The organism is Terrabacter sp. MAHUQ-38, from assembly GCF_014518425.1.
Classification (GTDB): Bacteria; Actinomycetota; Actinomycetes; order Actinomycetales; family Dermatophilaceae; genus Terrabacter.
Window position 1 is genome coordinate 567960 of record NZ_JACVCU010000003.1, and the last position, 25265, is coordinate 593224.

26 protein-coding genes are annotated in these 25265 nt (G+C 72.0%); 9 read left to right on the forward strand and 17 right to left on the reverse strand.

All coding sequences use genetic code 11. The annotated features are described in order from the left end of the window. A complete protein-coding gene (locus H9I49_RS13675) occupies positions 1–615 on the reverse strand; it encodes a TetR family transcriptional regulator (protein WP_188030909.1) in 615 nt (204 codons plus the stop codon). Positions 616–753: 138 nt separating this feature from the next. On the opposite strand from H9I49_RS13675, the gene H9I49_RS13680 reads away from it, so the two are divergent. The 4 genes from H9I49_RS13680 (at position 754) to H9I49_RS13695 (ending at position 4248) form a co-directional block, all read left to right on the forward strand. Further along, positions 754–1113, forward strand: coding sequence for an SPW repeat protein (locus tag H9I49_RS13680; RefSeq protein ID WP_188030910.1), 360 nt, complete (start codon positions 754–756; stop codon positions 1111–1113). 325 nt (positions 1114–1438) lie between these two features. Then, on the forward strand, positions 1439–2266 hold the full coding sequence (locus H9I49_RS13685; RefSeq protein ID WP_188030911.1) for a hypothetical protein: 828 nt from the start codon (positions 1439–1441) through the stop codon (positions 2264–2266). Next, entirely contained in the window at positions 2266–2955 is a 690-nt protein-coding gene (locus tag H9I49_RS13690; RefSeq protein WP_188030912.1) for a class I SAM-dependent methyltransferase, read from the forward strand. The genes H9I49_RS13685 and H9I49_RS13690 overlap by 1 nt, the downstream gene beginning before the upstream one ends. 165 nt (positions 2956–3120) lie before the next feature. After that, positions 3121–4248: an NAD(P)/FAD-dependent oxidoreductase gene (locus H9I49_RS13695; protein WP_188030913.1), complete on the forward strand. Its 1128-nt coding sequence runs from the start codon at positions 3121–3123 to the stop codon at positions 4246–4248. Positions 4249–4262: 14 nt separating this feature from the next. On the opposite strand, the gene H9I49_RS13700 is transcribed toward H9I49_RS13695, so the two are convergent. From H9I49_RS13700 to H9I49_RS13725, 6 genes are all read right to left on the reverse strand, one after another. Then, on the reverse strand, positions 4263–5891 hold the full coding sequence (locus tag H9I49_RS13700; RefSeq protein WP_188030914.1) for a helix-turn-helix transcriptional regulator: 1629 nt from the start codon (positions 5889–5891) through the stop codon (positions 4263–4265). Between the two features lie 66 nt (positions 5892–5957). Then, a complete protein-coding gene (gene nadC, locus H9I49_RS13705) occupies positions 5958–6842 on the reverse strand; it encodes a carboxylating nicotinate-nucleotide diphosphorylase (protein WP_188030915.1) in 885 nt (294 codons plus the stop codon). Further along, entirely contained in the window at positions 6839–8614 is a 1776-nt protein-coding gene (locus H9I49_RS13710) for an L-aspartate oxidase (protein WP_188030916.1), read from the reverse strand. Before H9I49_RS13710 ends, nadC begins: the two co-directional genes overlap by 4 nt. Before the next feature lie 12 nt (positions 8615–8626). Beyond that, entirely contained in the window at positions 8627–9049 is a 423-nt protein-coding gene (panD, locus tag H9I49_RS13715; RefSeq protein ID WP_223128669.1) for an aspartate 1-decarboxylase, read from the reverse strand. Positions 9050–9131: 82 nt separating this feature from the next. Then, positions 9132–10043: a pantoate--beta-alanine ligase gene (panC, locus tag H9I49_RS13720; protein ID WP_370587569.1), complete on the reverse strand. Its 912-nt coding sequence runs from the start codon at positions 10041–10043 to the stop codon at positions 9132–9134. Then, positions 10040–10948 (reverse strand): DUF2520 domain-containing protein, encoded by a 909-nt coding sequence (locus H9I49_RS13725; protein WP_188030918.1) that lies wholly within the window; start codon positions 10946–10948, stop codon positions 10040–10042. Before H9I49_RS13725 ends, panC begins: the two co-directional genes overlap by 4 nt. A 23-nt stretch (positions 10949–10971) precedes the next feature. Here H9I49_RS13725 and H9I49_RS13730 point away from each other — a divergent pair, with 23 nt between their 5' ends. After that, positions 10972–12030 carry an SAM-dependent methyltransferase gene (locus tag H9I49_RS13730; protein ID WP_370587570.1) on the forward strand — a complete coding sequence of 353 codons (1059 nt, stop codon included), beginning with the start codon at positions 10972–10974 and terminating at the stop codon, positions 12028–12030. Positions 12031–12035: 5 nt separating this feature from the next. Continuing rightward, positions 12036–12599 (forward strand): copper resistance CopC family protein, encoded by a 564-nt coding sequence (locus tag H9I49_RS13735; RefSeq protein WP_188030919.1) that lies wholly within the window; start codon positions 12036–12038, stop codon positions 12597–12599. A gap of 39 nt (positions 12600–12638) precedes the next feature. Here the strand turns inward: H9I49_RS13735 and H9I49_RS13740 are convergent, their stop codons facing one another. Further along, positions 12639–13034 (reverse strand): glyoxalase/bleomycin resistance/extradiol dioxygenase family protein, encoded by a 396-nt coding sequence (locus tag H9I49_RS13740; protein ID WP_188030920.1) that lies wholly within the window; start codon positions 13032–13034, stop codon positions 12639–12641. Between the two features lie 111 nt (positions 13035–13145). On the opposite strand from H9I49_RS13740, the gene H9I49_RS13745 reads away from it, so the two are divergent. Together H9I49_RS13745 and H9I49_RS13750 are read left to right on the forward strand one after the other, a co-directional pair. Then, on the forward strand, positions 13146–14348 hold the full coding sequence (locus H9I49_RS13745) for an NADH-quinone oxidoreductase subunit D (RefSeq protein ID WP_188030921.1): 1203 nt from the start codon (positions 13146–13148) through the stop codon (positions 14346–14348). An 8-nt stretch (positions 14349–14356) separates the two neighbouring features. After that, positions 14357–14584, forward strand: a complete 228-nt coding sequence (locus H9I49_RS13750) for a hypothetical protein (protein ID WP_223128670.1) — start codon at positions 14357–14359, stop codon at positions 14582–14584. A 6-nt stretch (positions 14585–14590) separates the two neighbouring features. Here the strand turns inward: H9I49_RS13750 and H9I49_RS13755 are convergent, their stop codons facing one another. The 6 genes from H9I49_RS13755 to ftsH all read right to left on the reverse strand — a co-directional run bounded on the left by H9I49_RS13755 (position 14591) and on the right by ftsH (position 20126). Continuing rightward, positions 14591–15010: a hypothetical protein gene (locus H9I49_RS13755; RefSeq protein ID WP_188030922.1), complete on the reverse strand. Its 420-nt coding sequence runs from the start codon at positions 15008–15010 to the stop codon at positions 14591–14593. 116 nt (positions 15011–15126) lie between these two features. After that, the gene (locus H9I49_RS13760) at positions 15127–15609 is read right to left on the reverse strand and encodes a DUF3180 domain-containing protein (RefSeq protein WP_188030923.1); all 483 of its coding nucleotides are present in this window, start codon (positions 15607–15609) and stop codon (positions 15127–15129) included. After that, positions 15606–16493, reverse strand: coding sequence for a 2-amino-4-hydroxy-6-hydroxymethyldihydropteridine diphosphokinase (folK, locus tag H9I49_RS13765; RefSeq protein WP_188030924.1), 888 nt, complete (start codon positions 16491–16493; stop codon positions 15606–15608). Before folK ends, H9I49_RS13760 begins: the two co-directional genes overlap by 4 nt. Further along, positions 16490–17395: a dihydropteroate synthase gene (folP, locus tag H9I49_RS13770; protein WP_370587571.1), complete on the reverse strand. Its 906-nt coding sequence runs from the start codon at positions 17393–17395 to the stop codon at positions 16490–16492. The genes folK and folP overlap by 4 nt, the downstream gene beginning before the upstream one ends. Positions 17396–17441: 46 nt before the next feature. After that, complete coding sequence (gene folE, locus H9I49_RS13775; protein WP_188030925.1) at positions 17442–18014, reverse strand: GTP cyclohydrolase I FolE; 573 nt, start codon at positions 18012–18014, stop codon at positions 17442–17444. Between the two features lie 3 nt (positions 18015–18017). Beyond that, a complete protein-coding gene (gene ftsH, locus H9I49_RS13780; protein WP_188030926.1) occupies positions 18018–20126 on the reverse strand; it encodes an ATP-dependent zinc metalloprotease FtsH in 2109 nt (702 codons plus the stop codon). A 347-nt stretch (positions 20127–20473) separates the two neighbouring features. Here ftsH and H9I49_RS13785 point away from each other — a divergent pair, with 347 nt between their 5' ends. Further along, on the forward strand, positions 20474–22657 hold the full coding sequence (locus H9I49_RS13785) for a translation factor GTPase family protein (RefSeq protein WP_223128672.1): 2184 nt from the start codon (positions 20474–20476) through the stop codon (positions 22655–22657). A gap of 60 nt (positions 22658–22717) precedes the next feature. Here H9I49_RS13785 and H9I49_RS13790 read toward each other — a convergent pair whose 3' ends face one another. The 3 genes from H9I49_RS13790 to tilS all read right to left on the reverse strand — a co-directional run bounded on the left by H9I49_RS13790 (position 22718) and on the right by tilS (position 25255). Next, positions 22718–23542, reverse strand: a complete 825-nt coding sequence (locus tag H9I49_RS13790) for a DUF1028 domain-containing protein (protein WP_188030927.1) — start codon at positions 23540–23542, stop codon at positions 22718–22720. 28 nt (positions 23543–23570) lie between these two features. Further along, complete coding sequence (gene hpt / locus H9I49_RS13795; RefSeq protein ID WP_188030928.1) at positions 23571–24122, reverse strand: hypoxanthine phosphoribosyltransferase; 552 nt, start codon at positions 24120–24122, stop codon at positions 23571–23573. Between the two features lie 134 nt (positions 24123–24256). Beyond that, a complete protein-coding gene (gene tilS / locus H9I49_RS13800; RefSeq protein WP_188030929.1) occupies positions 24257–25255 on the reverse strand; it encodes a tRNA lysidine(34) synthetase TilS in 999 nt (332 codons plus the stop codon). Positions 25256–25265: the final 10 nt, after the last annotated feature.

Genomic DNA, 25265 nt, shown 5'->3' on the forward strand with positions numbered 1-25265 from the left:
CTACTCCGGTGGAGGCTGCGTGTCCACGAGATGGCGCTGGAGCACCGGCCCGATGCGTTCGACGAGCTGCTCTCGCGTGGCCTCGGCCAGCGCCGGCACGCGGATGACGTAGCGCGCGACGACGAGGCCGATCATCTGCGAGGCCGCGAGCGCCCCGCGCAGCTGTGGGTCGGACGCCCCGGTGCTCGCAGCGATGCGACCGAAGACCTCGCGCCCGAGGAACTCGCGCAGCATCCGCGCCGCCTCCTCGCTCGTCATGCTCGACCGCACGAGGGCCACGAGCGCATCGCGACGCTCCGGCGGCTCCCACACACCGAGGAAGGTCTCGACGATGCGCCAGCCGAGCCGGTCGACATCGCCCGCGGTGATGCGCTCGACGAGCTCCGACGGGTTGACCGGGACGTCGAGGGTCTCGGCGAAGAGCGCCGCCTTGCCCTCGAAGTAGTGGTGCACCAACGCGGGGTCGACCCCTGCCTCGCGGGCGATCCCACGCAGGCTTGTCTTGTCGTAACCCTTGGCGGCAAAGGACTTTCGCGCCGCATGCACGATCGCGGCCCGAGTGTCCTCGCGGCCGGGCCGTCTCCCCCGTGCCCTCGTCGCGTCGCGCGCAGCCATGGGGACACCGTATGCCGCCGGACCTGTCCCCGGCCCCATCCGCAGATCGTTGACGGGCCGATCGCGCCGTCCGACAATCGAGATGTCCGGTCCGCCAAGGATCGACGGACCCGCAATTGAAAGAGGGTCGATCGCACCATGAAGCGATGGTCGAATCCCCAGGATGTCGTGCCTCTCATCGCCGGCGTCTACGCAGCGTTGTCGCCCATGTGGACGACAACCACCAACCGGGCCACCACGACGATGGTCGTCCTCGGCGTCATCACGGCGCTCGTGGCGATCGCCGAGCTCGTGCGGCCCGACATGATCCCGCTCGAGGGCCTGATGGTCCTCATCGGTGTGGCGTTCATCGTCGCGCCGTGGGTCATGGGGTTCGCCGACACCCGCCCGATGGCGTGGACGGCATGGATCATCGGCGCCGTGAGCCTCGTGGTCGGCGCCGCCGACCTCCAGGTCACCCGGATGCATCACCGCGACGACACGGCCACCACGCACTGAGATCGCGTGCGGGAGCCCGGACCGCTCGCGTTGAGCGGCCCGGGCTCACCAGCTCAACCAGCGGGGTCGGCAGGGTCGGCGGGGCCGTCTGTGACGCCCTCCAACACGCGGGCCGCGTCGTCGGCCCGCGCCCAGCGGGCCCACTCGAGGGGGCGCGTCCCGTGCACCTCGTCACGGGCCTCGGGGTCCGCGCCGTGGAGCAGGGCCCGAGGCTGGTGCCGGCATACCCGGGACCGCTCGCCGGGATCCTCTGGGCCCCCGGCACACCATCCACGAGTTGGGCGCCGTTGACGACACGGAAACCTCGGCGGCATAAGGTGAACCGGTGGCTGAAGCACCTCTCGACCTTCCTCGCGTCTGGGTCGAGTTCACCGACCCCGCCGACGCGAACCAGCGCTACCGCTGCGACCTGACCTGGCTGACGAGCAGCTGGACGTGCATATTCGGGAGCGGGTGCCAGGGCATCTACGAGGGCAGGCCCGACGACGGTTGCTGCACCCTCGGCGCGCACTTCACGGAGAAGGACGACTGGAAGCGCGTCTCGAGGGCCGTCACGGAGCTCGGCGAGGACGAGTGGCAGTACCACTCCGTCGGCACCGCCACCGGCTCCAAGGACGACTGGACCGAGAAGGAGGACGGCGCACGCAAGACGAAGGTCGTCGACGGTGCCTGCATCTTCCTCAACCGCCCGGGCTTCCCCGCGGGCGCCGGCTGCGCGCTGCACCAGCACGCCATCCTCACCGGGGTCGAACCCCACACCCTGAAGCCCGACGTCTGCTGGCAGCTTCCCATCCGCCGCACGTTCCGCACGGTCGAGCTGCCCGACGACACGAGCTACCTCGAGGTGACGATCACGGAGTACGACCGTCGCGGCTGGGGTCCGGGTGGCCACGACCTCGACTGGTACTGCTCGGGCAACTCCGAGGCGCACGTGGGCCGTGAGCCCGTCTACCGCTCCAACGCGCCCGAGCTGACCGAGCTGATGGGGCCCCTGGCGTACGCCGAGCTGGCCATCCGTGCCGAGGCGCACCTGGCACAGGTCAAGGCCGTCCGCGCCCGGGGGGTCCGCAAGCTGCTGCCGCTGCTCGTCCATCCCGCCACCCTCGAGGCGCAGGCCGCCGCCGCGCCCCCGGCCACCCGGAAGCGGGCCTGATGAGCCAGGTCATCCCGTCGCCGAACATCTGGGAGACGCCCGACGTCTACGAGGTCGAGAACCGCGGCGTCGACCGCGCGCACGTCATCGAGGACGCGATGCGCTCGGTGCTCGACTGGTCTGGGCTCGACGTCGTCGACATCGGCTGCGGCACCGGCTACCACCTGCCGTACTTGGCGCAGAACGCCCGGTCGGTGCTCGGCGTCGAGCCGCACCCGCCGCTGGCTTCCCTTGCCGCACAACGCGTCTCGGGTATGCCGTCCGTCTCCGTCCGAGAGGAGGGTGCGGCCGCGATCGGGGTGCCTGACGCCGCGTTCGACATGGCCCACGCCCGGTGGGCGTACTTCTTCGGGCCGGGCAGCGAGCCGGGTCTGGCCGAGCTCGACCGGGTCATGCGCCCGGGTGGGGTGGCGTTCGTCATCGACAACGACGCGACGCGCTCGACGTTCGGCACGTGGTTCCGGCGGGCCCTGCCGAGCTATGACCCCCGCGCCGTGGAGCGCTTCTGGGAACGGCAGGGCTGGCAGCGCGAGCGCCTCGACATCCGTTGGGACTTCGACTCGCGCGAGGACTTCGAGGCCGTCGTCGGCATCGAGTTCGCGCCCGACCACGCCGACCTCATCCTCGCCGAGCACCCCGACGCCACGGGCGTCGACTACGCCGTCAACCTCTGGTACCGCCGCTACTGAGGCCCGTCGAGAGGCCACCTCCGGCGGCCCCACACCACGGGGCCAGTCCTTGCCCCGATGGTCATTTCGACCCATGCCGCCGGCCGCGGGATGGGCATCACGGCCGACGCGGCGCCCCCGCCCGCCTTCCTAGCGTGGAGCCCACCAACGACCAGGAGGGACACCATGGACATCAGCGAGACCATCGAGACGGTCATCATCGGCGCGGGGCAGGCCGGTCTGGCCACGGCACGCGAGCTCGTGAGCCGTGGCCATGCGTGCGTCGTGCTCGAGCGCAACGAGGCCGTCGGCGACGGCTGGCGCCAGCAGTACGACTCGCTGCGCCTCTACTCGCCGGCCCGCCACGACAGCCTTCCGGGCCTGCCGTTCCCCGGCGACCCGAAGTCGTTCCCCGGCAAGGAGGAGGTGGCGGCCTATCTGGGGTCGTATGCCGCCCACTTCCGGCTGCCGGTGCGGCTCGGTGTCCGGGTGCAGCGACTCGCGGCGGCGCCGGCCGGCGACGGGTTCGTCATCGAGACCGACCGCGGACTCATCGCGTGCCGCAACGTCGTCGTCGCGACCGGCACGTTCGGTCGGGCGCCGAGGGTGCCGGACCTCGCTGCGGACCTCGACCCGTCGATCCTCCAGCTGCACTCGAGCGAGTACCGGCGGCCGAGCCAGCTGCGCGACGGCTCGGTGCTCGTCGTGGGAGCCTCGCACTCCGGCTGCGACATCGCGTACGAGCTGGCCCAGACGCGGCCGACGATCCTCGCGGGCCGCGACTGCGGGCAGATCCCTGTGCGATGGGACTCGCCGGCGATCCACGTCGTCTTCCCGTTCCTGCTCTTCGCCTGGCGCCACGTGATGACCCGGAGGACGCCGGTGGGTCGCGGGATGATGGAGGAGATCCGTCACCACGGCGGCCCGATGCTTCGGGTCAAGCGCGAGGACCTCGCGGCACGCGGGGTCGAGCGCCACACCCAGCGCGTCGTCGGAGTCACGGACGGGCTCCCGAGGCTCGACGACGGCACGGTCGTCGACGCCGCCAACGTCATCTGGGCGACCGGCTTCACCCAGCGCTTCGACTGGATCGACCTGCCGGTCGTCGGTGACGACGGCTGGCCGCGCGAGTACCGCGGGGTCTCTCAGGACGTGCCGGGGCTCTTCTTCTGCGGCCTCGCGTTCCAGTACGCGTTCGCCTCGATGGTGCTGCCCGGCGTCGGTCGCGACGCGGCGTACGTCGCCGAGCACGTGGTCCGGCGGTCGGCGAAGCAGCGCACCCGTTCCGACTCGACGGCGCCGGCTCCCGCCTGACCCGTCTGCGCAGCTCAGGCGAGGTCGTGCTCGAACGCGAATGCGGCTGCGGCAGTGCGGCTTCCGACGTCGAGCTTCGTGAAGATGTTGCTGAGGTGGCGGGCCACGGTGCGCTCACTGAGGACCAGTTCCTCGGCGATCCGGGCGTTGCTGCAACCGGCCGCGACGAGGCGCAGCACCTCCACCTCGCGCTCGCTCAGCCCACCCGGGCGTGACTTGGGGCGAGTCAGCGCATCGACGGCGTCGACGTCCGGGCCGGCCCCCACGGTGACGAAGGCCTGGCGGGCGGCGTCGAGAGCCAGCCGGGCCGACTCCGTGTCGCCGAGCGCAAGCAGCGCGCGGCCCGTCGTCGCCTGCACCAGCGCCGTCTCGTAGGGCATCTCGAGGCGCACCCACGCCTGCTGCGCCTTGCGCAGGTAGGGCAGGGCTCCGGCCGGGTCGCCCGACGCCAGCTCGATCCGGCCCCAGGCCGAGGCGGCCATGGCCGACAGCACATCGGAGCCGAACGAGCGGGCGATCTCGTCGAGCTCGGTCGCGCACTCCCGCGCGGCGTCCGTGTCGTGAACGGCGAGCAGGACATCCACTGCTGCGGGGAGGACACGGCTGCGGGCCACCGCAGTTCCGGTCTCGGCGAGAACTCGACGCACCGCCGCCAGGGCGGCTCCCGCGGAGCCGCGCGCCAGCGAGAGCAGCGCGGAACCGGGCTGGGGGTCGTAGCCGTGCTCGGCGCTCATCCGGTATGCGGCGTCTGCGCCCCGAGCGTCGCCGCGCAACCGCAGCAGGTCCCCCTGCTCGCAGGCCGCTTGGCCGATGGCGGGTGACCCGCCCCCCAGCCGGTACCGCTCGATCGCGGCCGCCAGCTCGTCGAGCGCCTCTGCCCAGGCGCCGCGGGCGCGCATGACCTGCGCGCGGTGCAGGGCGCACTGTCCGGTGAAGGTCACGAGCCCGGGCTGGTCGACGCACCAGCGGTGCAGCTGCTGGGTCCACTCGGCGACACGCCGGTAGTCCGAGACCTCCTGGCAGCCCTCGATGGCGGTGCAGTAGACGTTGCCGAGCAGGACCGGTGGGATGGTGCGGTTCGTCGCCTCGAGCATCGAGTCGTCGAGCAACGAGAGCCCGTCCGGCACGCGTCCGCCGTAGATGGCCATGCGGCCCTGGGCGCAGAGGCCCACGGCCACGAGTCCGCGGTCACCGTGTCGGCGTCCCGTCTCGGTGACCTCCTGCGCACAGGCCATCCCCTCGGCGAAGCGGCCCTGTCCGAGGTGCGTGAACATCCGCGAGAAGGTGAGGTAGCCGGACTCGAGACTCCCGGCGGGAAGGTCGGCCGCGAGGCGTTCGCCCCGTGCGAGCCACGCGGACGCCGTCGAGTGGTCGCTCGTCTGACGCAGCACCATGGAGAGGTGGAACGCGCAACGGGCCGCAGCGGCGGCGTCACCGGCGTCGCTGTGCGCGTCGAACGCGCGCCGGTAGCGATCGACGGCGTCGTCGAGCCGGGAGAGCAGCTGGGCGGCCGCGCCCGCCGCCTCGAGGTCGTCGGGGGTCAGGCCGTCCGGGTCGACGGCGGACCAGCGCTCGAAGGCGGCGGCCCACTCGCCGCGCTCGAACTCGGCCCTGGCGCGTAGCAGCTCGTCGACGACGCCCATGGCTCACCCTCCTCCAGTCGAAGGGTACGCGCGCATGCGTACGCGTGAGCCGTCAATCGCGACCGGTCAGTCGACGAGGTCGAGGGCGATGTCGACGATGGGCGAGCTGTGCGTCAGGCCACCGACGGACACGAAGTCGACGCCGGTCCTCGCGTAGTCGGCGACGACCTCGAGCGTCAGCCCCCCCGTCGCCTCGATCTCGACGGGCTCGCCTGCGGCGCGGAGCAGCTCGACCGTCTCGCGCAGCACGTCGAGCGACATGTTGTCGCACATGATGAAGCGCGCACCGGCGTCGTACGCCTCCCGGGCCTCGGCCGGTGTCGTCACCTCGACCTGCACGTCGACGTCGGGGAAACGCTCGCGCACCAAGGCGTAGGCCGCGGCGACCGACCCGGCGGCGAGCTTGTGGTTGTCCTTGATCATGGCCACGTCGTACAGGCCCATGCGCTTGTTCGTGCCGCCGCCGCAGCGCACGGCGTACTTCTCGAGCCAGCGCAGGCCGGGCGTGGTCTTGCGGGTGTCGAGGACCATCGTCGACGTACCCTCCAGCGCGTCGGCCCAGCGTCTCGTGTGCGTCGCGACGCCGGACAGGCGGCTCATGACGTTGAGGATGGTCCGCTCGGCGACGAGGATCACCTGGGTCGGCCCCTGCAGCCGAGCGATGACGTCGCCGCGTTCCAGGCGCGCGCCGTCGTCGCTGACGACCTCGACCGAGGGCACCTCGCACCGGATCCGCTCGGCCACCGCGTCGAGCACGAGCCCGATGACGGGCACGCCCGCGACGACGCCGGGACCCCGCGCGACGATCTCGGCCGTACGCATCTGGCCGGCCGGGATCGTCGCCAGGGTCGTCACGTCGACGCCGTCGGGACCGAGATCCTCGCGCAGTGCCACGTCGACGAGGTCACGCGCCCACTCGAGCGGGAAACCGCTCAGCCCGTCATTCGTCACCGGCGGCCATCCATTCGTGAGTCATCATGTGCCACAGCCTTTTCGGCCGCGGTGTGGTCGAGATCCAGCCCGTCCAGGTTGGACCGCGGCACGGGGACGAGCTCCACCGCCAGCGCACCCTCGACGGAGCGACGCAGGTGGATGTGGTGCAGGAACCGCTCGTCGTCGCGGTTCGGGAAGTCCTCGCGGACGTGACCGCCGCGGGTCTCCTCCCGCAGCGTCGCGGCGTACGTCAGCGCCTGCCCGAGGTGGAGCAGGTTCGTGGTCTCCCAGCTCTTGGGCCCGCCCATGCGCTCGGGGTCGGCCGTCGCCGCGCGTTCGGCGACGGCAGCCAGCGTCGCCTGCGTGGCGGCGAGCGACTCCGCCGAACGCACGGTGCCCGCGCCCGCCGTCATGGCCCGCTGCACGTCGAGCCGGCGCTTGCCGCGGACGAGCTCGGGGCGGCCGCCGGTCTCCGCCGGGGTCGTCTCGGGCAGCTCGCCGGCACCGAGCCGCGTGGTGAGGTCGTCGGCGATCCGGCGGGCGAACACGAGCCCTTCGAGGAGTGAGTTGCTCGCCAGGCGGTTGGCGCCGTGGACGCCGGTGCACGACGTCTCGCCGCACGCGTACAGGCCCTCGAGCGAGGAGCGGCCCTGGAGGTCGGTGCGGATGCCGCCGCTCGCGTAGTGCTGCGCGGGAGCCACGGGCAGCAGCTGCGTCGCCGGGTCGAAGCCGAGCTCGCGACAGCGCTGGACGATCGACGGGAACCGCTGTTCGAGGAACTCCGCACCGAGGTGGCGGCAGTCGAGGTAGACGTGGTCGGCGCCGGTCTCGCGCATGCGGCGGATGATCGCGCGTGACACGACGTCGCGGGGAGCAAGGTCGGCGAGCGGGTGCTGGCCCTGCATGAAACGCTCGCCGGCCTCGTCGACGAGGAACGCGCCCTCGCCGCGCACCGCCTCGGAGATGAGCGGCTGCTGACCGCGCGAGCCCTCGCCGAGCCACAGCACGGTGGGGTGGAACTGGACGAACTCGAGGTCGGCGAGGACCGCACCGGCACGGAGCGCGGCCGCCATGCCGTCGCCGGTCGCCACGGACGGGTTCGTCGTCGAGGCGTAGATCTGGCCGAGGCCCCCGGTCGCGAGCACGACGGCGCGGGCGTGCGCGGCACCGACACCGTCGACCTGGCCCTCACCGATGACGTGGAGCGTCACGCCGCAGACGCGCTGGCTCGCATCGGTGAGCAGGTCGACGACGAGGGCGTGCTCGATGACCTCGATGCCCGGGTCGTCGCGCACGCGGTCGAGGGCAGCGATGAGGGCCCGGCTGATCTCCCGGCCGGTCGCGTCGCCGCCGGCGTGGAGGATGCGGTCGCGATGGTGGCCGCCCTCACGGGTCAGCGACAGGCCCCCGCTGTCCCCGCGGTCGAACTCCGCGCCCAACGCGATGAGGTCCCAAACGGCATCCGTGCCCTCGCGCACGAGGGTCTCGACCGCGTCGACGTCGCAGAGCCCGACGCCCGCGACGAGCGTGTCGTGGATGTGCTCGGCCGGGCTGTCCTCCGGGGACATGACGGCCGCGATCCCGCCCTGCGCCCAGGCCGTCGATCCCTCGTCGAGCACCGTCTTCGTGACGAGCAGGACCCGGGCCACGCGGCGCCGCAGCCGCAGGGCCGTCGTGAGGCCGGCGATGCCCGACCCGACGACGATGACGTCGGCCGTCGTGGTCCAGCCGGGCGCGGGTGCGCGCAGCCGCCGCGGGACGGTCACGTCCTGGAGCCCACGTGGCGGCATACGGCTGGCCTCTCAGTCCTGGTACTCGTGATGACGCTCGGTGACGGCCGAGGTCAGCAGACCGAAGCCGTCCGGGACGTCCCCTGCATCGTGCCCGACCTCGACCACCCGGTTGTGGTCGTCGACGAAGACGACCTGGGGCTCGAAGGTGCGTGCCTCAGCATCGTCCATCGCGGCGTACGCGATGATGATGACCGTGTCACCGGGCGAGATGAGGCGGGCGGCCGCGCCGTTGATGCAGACGATCCCCGTGCCGCGCTCCCCCTCGATGGCGTAGGTCGTCAGCCGGTTGCCGTTGTCGACGTCGACGACGTCGACCTGCTGGCCGGGCCACAGGTCCGCGGCATCGAGCAGGTCACGGTCGATCGTCAGCGAGCCCACGTAGTGCAGGTCGGCCTGCGTCACGGTGGCGCGGTGGATCTTGGAGTGGAGCATGAAACGCTGCACGATCAGGTCTTCCTCGGGAGGTCGGTTCGTGTGGTGGAGGTCGGTGAAGGTCCTTGTGCGAGAAGAGGTCTCACGGGTGGGAGAAGATCTCGAGGGCGCCGCCGCCCGGCCCGACGAGCACCGGCAGGTTGTCGATGAGGCGAGTCGTGCCCACGCGTCCGGCCACAGCGAGCAGCGCCCCGCCCCGGTACCACTCCGGCACGTCCTCGAGCGTGTCCGGGTGGACGAGGACGAGGTAGTCGATGAGGGCGAGGGGCTCGCGCACGAGGACGGCGCGGGCGGCGCGGCGCACCGCCGAGGGGCCCTCGCTCGCTGCCGCCGCGCCGGCACGCAGCGCGGCCGACAGGCAGAGCGCGGTCTCGCGGTCGGACGGCGTGAGGTAGGTGTTGCGGCTCGACATCGCGAGTCCGTCGGGCTCGCGCACCGTCGGCACCGACACGACCCGCACCGGGAAGTCGAGGTCGCGGCACATGCGGCGGATGAGGAGCAGCTGCTGGGCGTCCTTCTGCCCGAAGTAGGCCGCGCTGCACCGCGACAGGAGCATGAGCTTGGCGACGACCGTGAGCATCCCGTCGAAGTGGCCGGGGCGGGCCTGCCCCTCGAGGACGTCGCCGAGCGGCCCGGCGGAGATGCGAACGCCCGGGTCGCCTTCGGGGTAGACGACGTCGGGCGTGGGCGCGAAGACGAGGTCGACACCCGCAGCCGTGCAGATCTCGAGGTCGGCGTCGAACGTGCGCGGGTAGCGCGAGAGGTCTTCCTTGGGCCCGAACTGGAGCGGGTTGAGGAAGATCGTGACGACGACGTGCTGGTGGGTCTTGCGGGCCTGGTGGATGAGCGTCGCATGCCCCTCGTGGAGGGCACCCATCGTCATGACGACCGCGACGTCCTCGTCCTGCAGCGCGGCCCGGGCCTCGCGCAGCTCCTCGCGCGTGCGAGCCACCACGGGTCTCGCGGTCGCGGTGCCGCTGGGATGGTCGGTCACGTTTCGTCCTCCTCGTGCGCGAGCAGCTCGAGCAGCGGGTCTGCGACCGAGGCGCGGAGGCGTCCGCTCAGCAGGGCCCGCTGTGCCGTCGCGCGAGCCAGCGCGAGGTAGGTCGGGAGGATGTCCGGGGCGACCTTGCGCAGCATCGCGACGTGCCCGGCCACGGTACCGGCATCGCCGCGCGCCACCGGCCCGGTGAGGGCTGCGTCACCCCGCTGCAGGGTGTTCGCGACCGCGGCCGACAGGAGCGGCTCGAGCACTCGCGCCGGGTCCTCGACGCCGGCCTCGCCGAGCAGCTGCATCGACTGGGCGACGAGCGTGACGAGGTGGTTCGACCCGTGCGCGAGGGCCGCGTGGTAGGCGACGCGGTCCTCCTCGGCGATCCACACGGGGTCGCCGCCCATCTCGATGACGAGCGCCTCCCCGACCGGGCGGGCGAGGTCGGAGGTGGTGACCCCGAAGCAGCAGTCGGCGAGCCGCTCGAGGTCGAGCGCCGTGCCCGTGAACGTCATGGCAGGGTGCACCGCGAGCGGCACGATGTCGCTGTCGGCGGCCGCCTCGAAGACCGAGATGCCGTGGGCCCCGGACGTGTGCAGGACGAGCTGGCCCGGCGTGAACGTGCGGGTGGCGCTCAGCCCCGCCACGAGGTCCTGGAGGGCGTCGTCGGGCACGGCGAGCACGACGAGGTGGGCACCCGCGACGACCTCGGGCACCGGCTTGACGGGCACTCCGGGCAGCAGGGTCGCGGCGCGTTCGAGGCTCGCCTCGCTCACGGCGGAGACGCCACTGACGGCGTGGCCGGCGCGGATGAGGGCGGCCCCGAGGACGGCTCCGACGCGTCCGGCGCCCACGACGCCCACGTCGAAGCGCGCGGGACGCTCGTGCGGGGTGCTCACCCACGGCACGCTATCGCCTACAGTCCGTGGGCGTGGATCCCGTTCCCTGGCGTGACGCGTGGCACGAGGCGCTGTATGCCGTCGACCGCGGCTTCTACGTGGTGCGCGGTGGCCCGGCGGCGCACTTCACGACGGCCGCCCACGGCCCCACCGGGGCGGCGCTCGCCCGGGCGCTGCTCGCGTTGCCCGACCACCCGGTCCGGGTCGTCGTGGACCTCGGCGCCGGCCGCGGCGAGCTCGCCACCCATCTCGTGGCCGCCCTCGAGTGGTCAGTTCCGCACGCGCCTGACCGTACGGAACCGACCACTCGACCGGCAGGTGACCTCGAGTGGTCACTTCCGCACGCGCCCGGCCGTACGGAACCGACCACTCGAGTGGTGGCGGTCGACGTCGTCGACCGGCCGGAGGGGCTCGACGACCGTGTCGAGTGGCTCCGCTCCCCCGGTGGCGCCGCCCTGCCGGACGCGTTGCACCACCTGGACGACGCCCTCGTGATCGCCCACGAGTGGCTCGACGTCGTGCCGTGCACCGTCGCGGAGGTGGGCCCCGACGGAGTCCTGCGTGAGGTCCTCGTCGACGCGTCGACCGGCGAGGAGCTGCTCGGGCCACGCCTGTCCGGCGCGGACCTGCGCTGGGTCGAGCAGCACTGGCCCACGAGCCAGCCGGGCGACCGCGTCGAGGTCGGGCTGGACCGCGACCGCGCCTGGGCCGACCTCGTCGCTCGCGTCGGTTCGGGCACGCTCGTCGCCGTGGACTACGGCCACACGGCACCGGGCCGGCCGACCCGGGGGACGCTCACGGCATACGCCGGCGGTGGGCTCACCGTGCCCGTGCCCGACGGATCGTGTGACATCACCGCGCACGTCGCGATGGACACGCTCGACGCGGACGTGGTGCAGACCCAGCGCGATGCCCTCAGGGCGCTCGGCCTGAGCGGCGCCACGCCCTCGCACGAGCTCGCGACGTCCCAGCCGCTCGCCTACGTCGCGGGTCTCGAGCGCGCGAGCGCCGAGGCGCGGCTCCTCGACCCGGACGGATTCGGGGGCTTCTGGTGGGCTGTGAAGAGCATTCAGCGAGCAGTCGTACCCTGACCGTCATGCGTCGTCTCGCCTCCACGCTGCTCGCCCTCGGACTCGCGACAGGACCCGCCGCCGGGCTCGTCATCGTCGACGGAGGCGTGGCGGCCGCCCACGACGTCCTCGAGCGGACGAGCCCTGCTGCCGGCACGACCGTCGACCGGATGCCGCAGACGGTGAAGCTCACGTTCTCCGAGGAGCCGCTCGACATCGGCACGCAGGTCGTCGTCAGCGGGCCGGGGGGACCTGTGTCGTCCGGCGCCCCGAAGATCGACGGTCGCGACGTGACGCAGGCCGTGTCACCGAGCTCGCCCGCCGGCGACTACACCGTGTCGTACCGCGTCACCTCCGACGACGGCCATCCGGTGACCGGCACGTTCGGCTTCCACGCCACCGTCGGCCTCGACGGCTCGACGGCGACCGCCGGGCCGAGCGTCCACGTCAGCCCGGACTCCGCCGGCGCGGACGAGGCCAAGGGCTCGCCGTTCGTGCCGATCCTGCTCACGATCATCGGCACGGTGGTGCTTCTCGCGATCGCCGGCTACCTCCTGCTCCGAGGCCGCGAGGCGGACCAGCGGGCCTGAGCCTTCAGCCGCCGATGAGGCTTCAGCCGTGCACGAGCCTCAGTCAGGCTCGGGCAGCGGCTGGTTGAGGAACCAGCGGTGGCCGAACGGGTCATGGAACACCGCGAGGCGCCCGATCGGCGGGTTGTCCTCCGGTCCCCGGTCGAGGCTCGAGCCACCCTGCTGCACGCGGCGGCACACGGCGTCGACGTCGGACACGGTGAGGTGCAGCGTGACGGCGTTGCCGCGGGACGGGTCCGGCGGTGCGACACCGGCCGACTCGAACTCGTCGGACATCATCCAGCTGGCGCCGTCGACGGCGAGCTCGCAGTGCCCGACGCGGCCGTCGTCCATGACGATCGGCTCCACCGTCACCTCGGCTCCGAGGTGCCGGCGGTACCACTCGATCGCCGCTCGTGAGTCGGCCACGCAGATGTACGGGGTCAGCTCGCTCATCGTCCCTCCTCCGTCGGACCGGGTGCTCGCCTGCCCACTCTGCCGCACGGACGACCCGGCCGCGCGCTGCCCGGATCGGACCGCCGGCCACCGACACGGCATACTCGGGGAATGCCCGACCAGCTGACCGAGCCTCCCGCGGCAGCACGTCCCGAGCGCCAGCGTGCCCTGACCGTCGGCGTCGGTGCGGGCGGGCTCGCGACGGCCGACATGGTGCTGAACATCGGTCCGCAGCACCCAGCCACGCACGGCGTGCTGCGCTTGCGGATCGTCGTCGACGGCGAGCGGATCGTCAGCGCCGAGCCGATCGTCGGCTACATGCACCGCGGCGCGGAGAAGCTCTTCGAGGTGCGCGACTACCGGCAGATCCTCGTGCTCGCCAACCGGCACGACTGGCTCAGCGCGTTCTCCAACGAGCTCGGAGTCGTCCTCGGCGTCGAGCAGATGCTCGGCATGGAGGTGCCGGAGCGTGCCGTCTGGGCGCGGACGGCGCTCGCCGAGCTGAACCGGGTGCTCAACCACCTGATGTTCCTCGGGTCCTATCCCCTCGAGCTCGGCGCCATCACGCCCGTCTTCCATGCGTTCCGCGAGCGCGAGGAGCTCCAGGCCGTCATGGAGGAGGTGTCCGGCGGGCGCATGCACTACATGTTCAACCGGGTCGGCGGCCTCAAGGAGGACCTCCCGGCCGGCTGGATGGGACGCGTCGACAAGGCCGTCGCCAACGTGCGCAAGCGTCTTCCCGACCTCGAGCGCCTCATCGTCGGCAACGAGATCCTCGAGGCGCGTACCCGCGGGGTGGGCGTGCTGCCGCGCGCCACCGTCGAGGCGTACGGCGTTTCGGGTCCCATCGCGCGCGCGAGCGGCCTCGACGTCGACCTGCGTCGTGACGCGCCCTACCTCGCCTACGGCGAGCTGTTCGGTGACAAGGGTCCCGGGCGCGTCGTGACCCGCACCGCCGGCGACTGCCTGTCGCGCCTCGAGGTGCTGCTGGAGCAGGTGCACGTCTCCCTCGACCTCGCGGAGGCGTGCCTCGACCGGCTCGTGCAGCTGCCGCAGGGGCCGATCAACGTCAGGCTCCCCAAGGTGCTCAAGGTGCCCGAGGGCGAGATCTACAGCGCGACGGAGAACCCCCTGGGCTTCAACGGGTACTACCTCGTCTCGCGCGGCGAGAAGACCCCGTGGCGGCTCAAGCTGCGCTCGGCGTCGTTCAACAACATCTCGGTGCTCAGCGAGATGCTGCCCGGCCAGCTCATCGCCGACATGGTCGCGATCCTCGGCTCGATGTTCTTCGTGGTCGGGGACGTCGACAAGTGAGCCGACGTATGCCGTCCGCTCACCTCTCGCGCGAGAGCGTCCTCCGCGCCGTGGCGGTCACCGTCATCACGGCGACGATCACGCTCGCTGCGGCGTGCTCCGACGAAGACACCGTCGACACGATCCCGCCGCCGTGGCCGACCCGCACGACGACGCCGGACGGCCCACCCCAGCCGCCCTCCGTGGAGACGACGACCGCCCCGACGTCGACGATCTCCGTCGCCGCAACTACCTGAGCCGGTTCAGTACGACGGAACTCCGACGACCATGTCGTCCAGCTCGACCACGTGGGCCGTGAGGGCCTCCCCGCATGCGCCTCCGCCGATCCCGATCTCGATGGTCGCGCCGTCGACGCCGATGAGCCTGTCGGCGGCGTTTAGTCCGATGGGTGGTTCCGGTAGTCCCGGAAGCGGCTGGACCGGCGCCGGCGCGCGCCACTCCAGCACACCGTCCGCGGCGGCGATCACAGAGATCGGGTGCGAGAGCCTGTCGATGGTGAGTCGCCAGACCGGCAGCGTCACGGCGCCGTCGTTGGTCTGTACGAGTGCCTCCGACTGCACCGCCTTCGTGACCACGAGCCGGGACTTCGCTGCCGGGACTTCGCCGCAGCTCCCGGCAGCATCCGAGTCGGCGCCCAGGGCGCGGTCGAGCGCCGCCTGCACGCCGATGACGTCGAGGGCCGGGCTCCATCGCTTCCGGTCATCCTGCCCGTCCCGGTGTCATCGCCGGCACCCCGGCCGCGATCTCGAGAGATCGCGCCCCTGTGGGGGCGTGGCGTTCAGACCAGGTCGGCGTCCTTCTCGTCTCCGTCGTCGCGGGGGCGCAGTCGGCACCACGTCTGCACGAGCATGCCGGTGGCCGACAGCAGCAGGGCGACGACGGCGTGCAGCACGAACGGCCAGATGCGTGCCCGCTGCGAGTCGACGTCGGCGTCGGGCAGCAGGACGAGCACGTTCGCGACGTACCACCCGACGAGCACGGCACCGGTCAGCGCGCCGGCCTGCCCGAGCACGAGGGTTCGCGCGGCCCGTAGGGGCGTGATCCCGGGGTTGGGTGAGCCGTCGCGCACTTTGCGCACCTGTCGGCCGGCGACGAGCAGCCCGCCGCCGAGGAAGAGCATCGCCGCCGCACCGATCCAGCCCGGCTCGGGCACGCCGCTGCCCCCAGACGCGAGCCAGCGCAGCGCGAGCCACGCGAGCACGGTCATCGTCATTCCCGCGAGCACGAGGGCCGTGACGCGGATGCCGGCGTGTGGTCTCACGGGTGCTCCCATCGGGGACCGGGACGCACGCCCGATCGGTCGAGATCGGCCACAAGGTCGGCCACCGGTCGTATGCCGCCGTCCCCGGCTCCCACGCGCAGCGTGGCCCTCGGGTCGGCATCGGCCCACGGCACGAGGACGAACGCCCGCTCGTGGGCGCGGGGGTGTGGGAGCGTCAGCTCGGGGTCGTCACTGACGACCTCGCGCGGACCGCCGGGAGTGCCGTACTGGATGAGGTCGAGATCGAGCGTCCTTGCACCCCAATGGACTTCGCGGGTGCGGCCATGCTGGGACTCGATCCGGTGGAGGGCGTCGAGGAGCGCCTCCGGGTCCGTCGTCGCACGTCCGACGGCGACGGCATTGAGGTAAGGAGGCTGCTCGGGCCCGCCGACGGGGTCGGTCTCGACGATCGACGAGACGGACGCGACGGTCAGGCCGGGCAGGTCGCGCAGGGCCTGGACTGCAGCGGCGAGGGTCTGCCCGCGGTCGCCGAGGTTGGAGCCGAGCGCGACGACGACGTGGGCCGCGTTGGTGCGCTCGAGGCGTACCTGCACGTCGGTGAAGGAGTGTCCGACGGGCGCCTCGGGCTTGTGCACGACCACCTCGACCGACTCGACGAGGTCGTGGCGAAGGACGTCATCGGCGATGACCTCGGCGAGCCGTTCGATGAGGTCGAACGACGGGCCCGTGATGCGGGCGACGACGTCGTCGGCGACTGCGGCGTAGTTGACGGTGGCGGCGAGGTCGTCGGTGCGTCCGGCGCGCTCGAGGTCGCACAGCATGGTCAGGTCGACGACGAAGGTCTGCCCGTCGCGCTTCTCGAAGTCCAGCACGCCGTGGGTGCCGCGGGCCGAGACGCCCTGCAGCACAATGCGGTCGGTCATCGGGCGAGGTCCTCCGGTTCGTCGGCGGGGGCGTGGTCGAGGGCAGCCTGCACGACCGCGAGGACCCGTACCGTCGAGGCTACGTCGTGCACGCGCACGCACCACAGGCCCGCCATCGCCGCCATCACTGACGTCGCCGCGGTCTCCACGTCACGCTCAGCCGCCGGGCGTGGTGCGGCACCCTCCTCGCGACCCAACCGGCCGAGGAAGGTCTTGCGGGAGGCGCCCAGCAGGATCGGGTGGCCCAGGTCGTGCAGCACCGGTAGGGCCGCCATGAGGGCCCAGTTGTGGTCGGCGTTCTTCGCGAAACCGAGGCCCGGATCGAGGACGAGGAGGTCCTCGTCGATCCCGGCACGGACGAGATCGTCACGACGCGACCCGAGCTCACGGCACACGTCCTCCACGACGTCGTCGTAGGACGCGCGCGACTGCATGTCGGTGCTGTGCCCGCGCCAGTGCATGGCGATGTAGGGCAGGCGGTTGGCCGCGACCCACGGCACCATGTCGGGGTCGGCGAGGCCCCCGGAGACGTCGTTGACCATCGCGGCCCCGGCGTCGACGGCCGCGCGCGCGACCTCGACCCGCATCGTGTCGATGGACACGACCGCCCCGTCGCCGACGAGTGCCGTGACGACCGGGACGACGCGGCGCAGCTCCTCGTCGACCGACGGCCGCTCGGCGCCCGGTCTGGTCGACTCGCCGCCGACGTCGACGATGTCGGCGCCGGCCGCGAGCACCTCACGGCCGTGGGCGATCGCAGCGTCCTGCTCGAACCACTCACCGCCGTCGGAGAACGAGTCGGGCGTGACGTTGACGACGCCCATGACGAGCGTTCGGTCGCGCACCCGCAGAAGGGTCGACGCGTCGAGTGCGGTGCGGTCTCGTGGAGCGGGCGCGGTCATGGGCGCCATTGTGTCGCGGGTCGGGTCGCGGTCGGCTCGCCCGAGGTCACTTGTTGCCCTCGAGCATGAGCGCCATGGCCTCTGCTCGAGTGGCCGGGTCGCGCAGCTGCCCACGAACGGCCGACGTGATCGTCGAGGCGCCCGGCTTGCGGATGCCGCGCATCGACATGCACAGGTGCTCGGCCTGGACGACGACGATGACGCCGCGCACGGACAGGTGCTCGACGAGCGCGTCGGCGATCTGCGAGGTGAGGCGCTCCTGCACCTGCGGGCGCCGCGCGTACACCTCGACGAGCCGAGCCAGCTTGGACAGGCCGGTCACGCGACCGTGCTTGTCGGGGATGTAGCCGACGTGCGCGACCCCGTGGAACGGCACCAGGTGGTGCTCGCACGTGCTGTAGAGCTCGATGTCGCGGACGATGACGAGCTCCTCGTGGTCGATCGAGAAGGTGGTCCGGAGCACGTCCTGGGCGGTCATCTCGAGGCCGGCGAAGATCTCCGTGTAGGAGCGCGCGACCCGGGCGGGCGTGTCCTTGAGCCCCTCGCGGTCGGGGTCCTCGCCGATGGCGAACAGCAGCTCACGAACGGCCGCCTCCGCGCGCGGCTGGTCGATCGCCACGGGTCAGCTCTTCTCGCCGGGCGTGACCGGGCGGTCGTCGGGCACCTCGATGATCTCCTCCGGCGGGTGCTCCTCGGCGAGCGGGTGCGCGCCGACCGAGGCGGCCTCGTCGATCTTCTCCTCGATCGCCTTGTCGGCAGGCACCGGCGGCGGCAGGTGGCCGTGCGGGCCGCTCGCGCCGTTCTGGCCGGCCGCGATCTCGGCGGGCGTCAGGACGGGCGGTCGGTCGCCCGGCACGCGTGCCTGCGACGAGAGCCAGGTCGGGCGCGCGGGCGTCTTGGCGACGGGCTTGAAGATCTCGGCCAGCTCGTGCTGGTTGAGCGTCTCCTTCTCGAGCAGCTCGAGCACGAGGTGGTCGAGGATGTCGCGGTTCTGGTTGATCGCGGCATAGGCCTCGTCGTGCGCGGCCTCGATGAGGTTGCGCACCTCCTCGTCGACGATGCTCGCGACCTCCTCGGAGTAGTCGCGCTGGTGGCCCATGTCGCGGCCGAGGAAGACCTCGCCGTTGGACTGGCCGAGCTTGATGGCGCCGATGCGCTCGGACATGCCGAACTCGGTCACCATCTTGCGGGCCATGCCGGTGGCCTTCTCGATGTCGTTGCTCGCCCCGGTGGTCGGCTCGTGGAAGACGATCTCCTCGGCGACGCGGCCACCGAGGGCGTACGACAGCTGGTCGAGGATCTCGTTGCGGGTCGTGGAGTACTTGTCGTCGACCGGCATCACCATCGTGTAGCCGAGGGCCCGGCCGCGCGGCAGGATGGTCACCTTCGTCACCGGGTCGGTGTGGTTGAGCGACGCGGCGACCAGGGCGTGGCCACCCTCGTGGTACGCGGTGATCTTGCGCTCCTTGGCCGACATGATGCGCGAGCGCTTCTGCGGGCCGGCGACGACGCGGTCGATGGCCTCGTCGAGCGCCTTGTTGTCGATGATCTTCTTGTCGGTCCGGGCGGTCAGCAGCGCCGCCTCGTTGAGGACGTTGGCGAGGTCGGCACCGGTGAAACCGGGCGTCCGGCGAGCGACGGCGAGCAGGTCGACGTCGGTGGCCATCGGCTTGCCCTGGGCGTGCACCTCGAGGATGCGGTGGCGGCCGATCATGTCGGGCGCATCGACGGCGATCTGGCGGTCGAAACGCCCGGGACGCAGCAGGGCCGGGTCGAGGATGTCGGGACGGTTGGTGGCCGCGATGAGGATGACGTTGGTCTTGACGTCGAAGCCGTCCATCTCGACGAGCAGCTGGTTCAGGGTCTGCTCGCGCTCGTCGTGACCGCCGCCGAGGCCGGCGCCGCGGTGCCGGCCGACGGCGTCGATCTCGTCGACGAAGACGATGGCCGGCGCGTTGGCCTTGGCCTGCTCGAAGAGGTCACGGACGCGGCTGGCGCCGACACCCACGAACATCTCGACGAAGTCCGAGCCGGAGATCGAGTAGAACGGCACGCCCGCCTCGCCCGCGACCGCGCGGGCCAGCAGCGTCTTGCCGGTGCCCGGCTGGCCGTAGAGCAGGACGCCCTTGGGGATCTTGGCGCCGACGGCGAGGAACTTGGCCGGCTCCTGGAGGAACTCCTTGATCTCCTGGAGCTCCTCGATGGCCTCGTCGCAGCCGGCGACGTCGGAGAAGGTGACCTTCGGGGTGTCCTTCGTGGCGAGCTTGGCCCGCGACTTGCCGAACTGCATGACGCGGTTGCCGCCGCCCTGCATCTGGCCCATGAGGAACCAGAAGAGCGCGAGGATGATGATGATCGGCAGGATCGAGAACAGGAGCGAGCCGAACCAGCTGGGCTCGTCGATCTGGTCGTTGACGCCCTTGGCCGGAGGCTTGTCGTTGAGCGCCTTCACGACCTCGCCGCCACGCGCGTCGACGTAGAAGGCGTAGACCGACTTGGCGTCCTTCACCGTGCCGTCGGGCGAGGTGTAGGGCGTCTTGAGGGTCAGCTCCATGCGCTCGTTGTTGAGCAGCTTGGCCGACTCGACGTTGCCGTCGGCGATCTGCTTCATCGCCGCCGAGGTGTCGATCCGCGGGGGGCCGGACTCGGAGAACATCATGCCGAAGACGAGCGCGCTGATGAGGACCAAGATCCACAGCAGTGGTGTGCGCAGAATCCGCTTAGCGTCCATGTACGTACGGGGCCCTACGGCCCCGGTCCTCCTGCTCGTCCGGTGAGTTTGTCCACCGGCACAACGTCCGGCGAACTACCAGTGTTCCGCATGCGCGGCGCCCGTGACCAACCAGCCTGCGCCCCGTTCCACGCACCGGGCACACCCTCCGTATGCCGTCAGGCGAGCCTGCGCGCCCGATAACCGGTTGCCGGGCTCCCCTGCGACTTGCTGCACTGGACCCGTCGGCCACCAGGTCGACACCGCCGTCCCGGCAGACGCCCAGAGGAGAGAGGAGAGCCGGATGCGCCGCAGCTTCATGTCACCCGAGCAGGTCACCCACACCTACGCACAGGACATGGAGCACGTTGGACACCCCACTCACCTCACCGGTGCGCCCACGCACCACCAACCTCGGGATCCTCGCCCACGTTGACGCGGGCAAGACGAGCCTGACCGAGCGGCTGCTGCTTCACGCCGGCGTCATCGGCGAGCTCGGCAGCGTCGACGACGGCAGCACGCAGACCGACACCCTCGCGCTCGAGCGCGCCCGCGGCATCACGATCAAGGCGGCCGTCGTGTCGTTCGAGCTCGCCACCGTGGATCCCGGCCGCCCACTCACCGTCAACCTCGTCGACACCCCGGGCCACTCGGACTTCATCGCGGAGGTCGAGCGCTCGCTCGCGGTGCTCGACGGCGCCGTGCTCGTCGTGTCGGCCGTCGAGGGGGTGCAGGCGCAGACCCGCGTCCTCTTCCGGGCGCTGCGACGCCTGCGCATCCCGACGCTCCTGTTCGTCAACAAGGTGGACCGCGCCGGCGCGTGCACCGAGCAGGTTCTGCGCCAGGTCGTGGAGCGCCTCGGAGTGACGCCCGTGCTCCTCGCCCACGGCATCGACGAGGGCACACGCTCGGTCACGGTCATGCGGGACGGCCTCGAGGCCGTCGGCCTCGGTCGCCGTGTCACCGGAACCGGCAACGATGCCGGGACCGACCCGCACTCGGCTGCTCGGGAGCGCGTCGTCGAGGCCCTGAGCCGGGCCGACGACCGGCTGCTCGAGGACTGGCTCGACCGGCCCGAGCGCGTCGACGAGCGCCGGCTGCGTCGGGTCCTGACGGAGCAGACCCGGCGGGGTCTCGCGTGCCCGGTCCTGCTCGGCTCCGCGATGACCGGTGCGGGCGTGGAGGACCTCGCCCATGCCCTGCCGGCGCTGCTGCCGACGACGGCGCCTGACCCGGACGCGCCGCTGGCCGGGACGGTCTTCGCGGTGCAGCGTGGCCCCGCCGGCGAGAAGGTCTCCCTCGTCAACGTCACCTCCGGATCCCTGGCGGTGCGTGACCGGGTGGCCGTCCACGACGGCCGTGCCCTCGAGGTCGCCACGCCCGAGGAGGGCGCGGAAGGCGTGGAAGGCGGGAAACGCGCGGGGACGGCATACGAGGACACCGCCAGCCGGGACGAGCGGGTCACGGCCCTGGCCGTGCACGCGTACGGCGACGTCAGCCGGGTCGCTCGCGTCCCGGCGGGCCGCATCGCCCGGGTTGTCGGGCTCGAGCGGGCCCGCATCGGCGACCTGGTCGGCGACGTCCGGCTGGCGCGGCCGCTCGTTCACGAGTTCTCGCCGCCGACGCTCGAGACGGTCGTCGAGCCGAAGGACCCGAGCGACCGCGCCCGGTTGCAGACGGCCCTCACCCGGCTCGCAGAGCAGGACCCGCTCATCGACCTGCGCCACGACGAGGTCCGCGGCGAGACGCACGTCTCGCTCTACGGCGAGGTGCAGAAGGAGGTGATCGGCGCGACGCTCGAGGCGGAGCACGGCGTCCCGGCGACGTTCAGCACGACGACGGTCATCTGCCGCGAGCGCGTCACCGGCTCGGGCGCGGCGTTCGAGCTCATCGGCGTCGCCCCGAACCCGTTCAACGCCACCGTGGGGCTACGCGTCGATGCGGCGCCCGCGGGCACCGGGGTGCGGTTCGCGCTCGAGGTGGAGCTCGGCTCGATGCCGCCGGCCTTCTTCACGGCGGTGGAGGACACCGTGCACGCGACGCTCGGCCAGGGACTGGACGGGTGGCCGGTCACCGACTGCGTCGTCACCATGACGCACTCGGGCTACTGGCCGCGGCAGAGCCACATGCACCAGAAGTTCGACAAGACGATGTCGAGCACCGCCGGCGACTTCCGCAACCTCACGCGGCTCGTGCTCATGGAGTCGCTGCGCCTCGCGGGCACGGTCGTCGAGGAGCCGGTGCACCGGTTCGACCTCGAGGTGCCGAGCGACGTGCTGGGTGCGGCGCTGACGATGCTCGGTCACGTCCGGGCGACGCCGCGCGAGACGGAAGTGCTCGGGCATGTGACCCGGGTGCGGGGCGAGGTGCCCGCCGAGAGCCTGCACGAGCTGCAGCAGCGGGTGCCGGGCCTGACCAGCGGGCTCGGTGACCTCGTGTGCACGTTCGACGGCTACCGGCCGGTGTCCGGCCCGCGTCCGTCACGTCCGCGCACCGACCTCGACCCGCTCCACCGGCGCGAGTACCTCCTCCGAATCGCCGGCAAGCTCTAGCCACTCCTCTCCCAGTGCACCGAACGCCGCGTTCGAGACCGAACGCGGTGTCCGGGTGGGTCAGGAGGTTGCGGCGCGGAGCGCCTCGAGGACGCGCCGGTCGATGCCCTCCGGGCTGAGCCGTGCTTCGTAGTTGGCGTTGCCGGCCCAGTCCGCGAGGGCCTTGGCCACGTCGTCGTGCACGTGGCCGGCGGTGGCCAGACGACGGCGCACCTCGTCGGCGAGCGCGCCCTCGAGCGGCTGCACGTCCTCGGGTTTGCCGAAGTACATCTCCCACTCCGCGAGCAGGCGCGCCAGCTCGGGGACCGGGTCGGGATGCTCGTCGACACGCAGGTCGGCGAGCACGCCGCACGCGTCGTAGCCGGCACCCGGCTCGACGGCATACACCGCGGCGCTCTGGCGTCCACGCGAGTCGCCCCCTGCGCCGTCGCCGGCCACGAGGGCTGCCAGCAGGCGCCGCGGGAGCGGCTCGCCGGTCGTGTCGTGCCAGGCGCGCTCCATCGCCTCGACGACCTCGGGCCCGGTGAGGATGTTGCCCTGGATGGCGTATGCCGTGTCACCGTCGTCGCGCGCGACGCCGCCCGCCCAGGCGTTGCACTCGGACCCGCTGAAGGTTGCCGCGCCGGCGGCTCCGACGACCCCGAGCTGCCGGGTCTCGCGACCCTCGTCGAGCGCTGTGGCCGCAGCCACGGCCTCGGCCGCCGCCTCACCCGCGGCCAGCCGGCCGAGCAGCTCCTCGAGGTAGGCGACACGGGCGTACGACTGGGTCGCGACCGCACCCACACCCGTTCGCGCAGCCGGGACGACCGCGCCGACGGCGAGGAACTTGCTGGCGACCGCGACGCCGTACGCCTCGCTCTGGCGCGCGACGATCGAAAAGGTCATGGGACGGGCCGTGCTCGTCCGGCGATGCTCACGCGTAGACGTGCGGCGCGAGGGTGCCGACGCAGCGCAGGTTGCGGTACTTCTCTGCGTAGTCGAGGCCGTAGCCGACGACGAACTCGTTGGGGATGTCGAAGCCGACGTACTTGACGGGGATGTCGACCTTGACGACGTCGGGCTTGCGCAGCAGCGTGCAGATCTCGACCGAGGCCGGCCTGCGCGACTCGAGGTTGGACTTGATCCACGACAGCGTCAGGCCCGAGTCGATGATGTCCTCGATGATCAGGACGTGACGGCCGGTGATGTCGGTGTCGAGGTCCTTGAGGATGCGCACGACGCCGGAGGACTTCGTGCCCGAGCCGTAGGACGAGACCGCCATCCAGTCCATCGGCGCGGTGCCGGGCAGGGCGCGCATGAGGTCGGCCATGACGACGACGGCGCCCTTGAGGACCCCGACGAGCAGGAAGTCCTTGTCCTCGTAGTCCTTCCAGATGTCGGCGGCGAGCTCGGAGAGCCGGGTCTGGATCTGGTCCTCGGTGAGCAGGACCTGCGCCAGGTCGTCTCCCATGTGCTCGTGGTCCACGAAGGCTCCTCGATGTGGTGCGTGCGGCGTCGTGCGGGCGGGGTCCATTCAACCGCACCCGTGCGGTCGTCGGACGGTGGAGGGCTGTCGCGGCCCGGGCCGCATGACCCGTCCACGACGGTCCGGGCCGTCGGTCAGGCGATGACGTCCTCGCGCAGCGGGCTGAAGCGGATCACCCCGCCGACGCGGGCGACGGCGATGCCGCCCGGCACGTGGAGCGGTCCCTGCCCGTGCCACGACGTGAGCAGCGCGTCGAGCGACTCGACGTGCGCCGCGCTCACGTCGGCCAGCGGCGCCCCGGCCTCGGCCGCGAGCAGTCGCCAGACACGGGTGCGGATCGCGCGGGGCAGGGCGGCGAGCGCCTCGAGGTCGACGCCGTCGCCGTCGGGACCGGCGGGCAGCTCGGCCCGGGCCTTGATGGCCAGGCCCTCGAGGTAGTCGGCGTCCTCCCGGAGCAGGTCGGCGCTGCGCGCGAGCGCCGCCCCGAAGCCGGGCCCGAGGTCGGCCTCGAGCGTCGCGAGGAGGCGGCGGGCGCGCACCCTGCGGAACGACTCGTCGCTGTTGTGGGGGTCGTCCCAGGGGTCGATGCCGTATGCCGCACAGGCCGCGAGCGTCGTGGCGCGCGGCAGGGCGAGGAGGGGACGCACGAAGCGGTCGCGGCGTACCGGCATACCGCTGAGAGACCGGGCGCCCGAGCCTCTCGAGAGGCCCAGCAGCACCTGCTCCGCCTGGTCGTCGCGGGTGTGACCGATGAACACCATGGTCGCCCCCAGACGGTCGGCCACGCCCTCGATGGCGGCGTAGCGCGCCGAGCGGGCGTCGGCCTCGAGCCCCGCGCCGGTCGTGCGCACGTCGGCGCGGACCACCTCGACGGGCACCAGCCCCATGTCGCGGCACAGGTCGGCAGCCTGCTCAGCGACCTGTGCCGACCGCTCCTGGAGGCCGTGGTCGACGATGACCGCCCCGGCCCGGATGCCGGCACGGGTGGCCTCGAAGGCGAGGGCCGCAGCGAGCGCGACGGAGTCGGTGCCGCCCGAGCAGGCGACGAGCACGACGCCCCCCTCGGGCACGTCGGACAGGTGCTGGCGCACTGCGAGGCGCGTGGCCGCGACGGCCGGATCGGGACCTGGCATCCCTGAGGAA

What these genes read in the sequence shown, in the direction of transcription:
- H9I49_RS13675 (WP_188030909.1), bottom strand. Translation starts at nt 615, where the DNA reads ATGGCTGCGCGCGACGCGACGAGGGCACGGGGGAGACGGCCCGGCCGC.
- H9I49_RS13680 (WP_188030910.1), top strand. Translation starts at nt 754, where the DNA reads ATGAAGCGATGGTCGAATCCCCAGGATGTCGTGCCTCTCATCGCCGGC.
- H9I49_RS13690 (WP_188030912.1), top strand. Translation starts at nt 2,266, where the DNA reads ATGAGCCAGGTCATCCCGTCGCCGAACATCTGGGAGACGCCCGACGTC.
- H9I49_RS13695 (WP_188030913.1), top strand. Translation starts at nt 3,121, where the DNA reads ATGGACATCAGCGAGACCATCGAGACGGTCATCATCGGCGCGGGGCAG.
- H9I49_RS13700 (WP_188030914.1), bottom strand. Translation starts at nt 5,891, where the DNA reads ATGGGCGTCGTCGACGAGCTGCTACGCGCCAGGGCCGAGTTCGAGCGC.
- H9I49_RS13710 (WP_188030916.1), bottom strand. Translation starts at nt 8,614, where the DNA reads ATGCCGCCACGTGGGCTCCAGGACGTGACCGTCCCGCGGCGGCTGCGC.
- panD (WP_223128669.1), bottom strand. Translation starts at nt 9,049, where the DNA reads ATGCTCCACTCCAAGATCCACCGCGCCACCGTGACGCAGGCCGACCTG.
- H9I49_RS13735 (WP_188030919.1), top strand. Translation starts at nt 12,036, where the DNA reads ATGCGTCGTCTCGCCTCCACGCTGCTCGCCCTCGGACTCGCGACAGGA.
- H9I49_RS13740 (WP_188030920.1), bottom strand. Translation starts at nt 13,034, where the DNA reads ATGAGCGAGCTGACCCCGTACATCTGCGTGGCCGACTCACGAGCGGCG.
- H9I49_RS13745 (WP_188030921.1), top strand. Translation starts at nt 13,146, where the DNA reads ATGCCCGACCAGCTGACCGAGCCTCCCGCGGCAGCACGTCCCGAGCGC.
- H9I49_RS13750 (WP_223128670.1), top strand. Translation starts at nt 14,357, where the DNA reads ATGCCGTCCGCTCACCTCTCGCGCGAGAGCGTCCTCCGCGCCGTGGCG.
- folK (WP_188030924.1), bottom strand. Translation starts at nt 16,493, where the DNA reads ATGACCGACCGCATTGTGCTGCAGGGCGTCTCGGCCCGCGGCACCCAC.
- folP (WP_370587571.1), bottom strand. Translation starts at nt 17,395, where the DNA reads ATGACCGCGCCCGCTCCACGAGACCGCACCGCACTCGACGCGTCGACC.
- ftsH (WP_188030926.1), bottom strand. Translation starts at nt 20,126, where the DNA reads ATGGACGCTAAGCGGATTCTGCGCACACCACTGCTGTGGATCTTGGTC.
- H9I49_RS13790 (WP_188030927.1), bottom strand. Translation starts at nt 23,542, where the DNA reads ATGACCTTTTCGATCGTCGCGCGCCAGAGCGAGGCGTACGGCGTCGCG.
- tilS (WP_188030929.1), bottom strand. Translation starts at nt 25,255, where the DNA reads ATGCCAGGTCCCGATCCGGCCGTCGCGGCCACGCGCCTCGCAGTGCGC.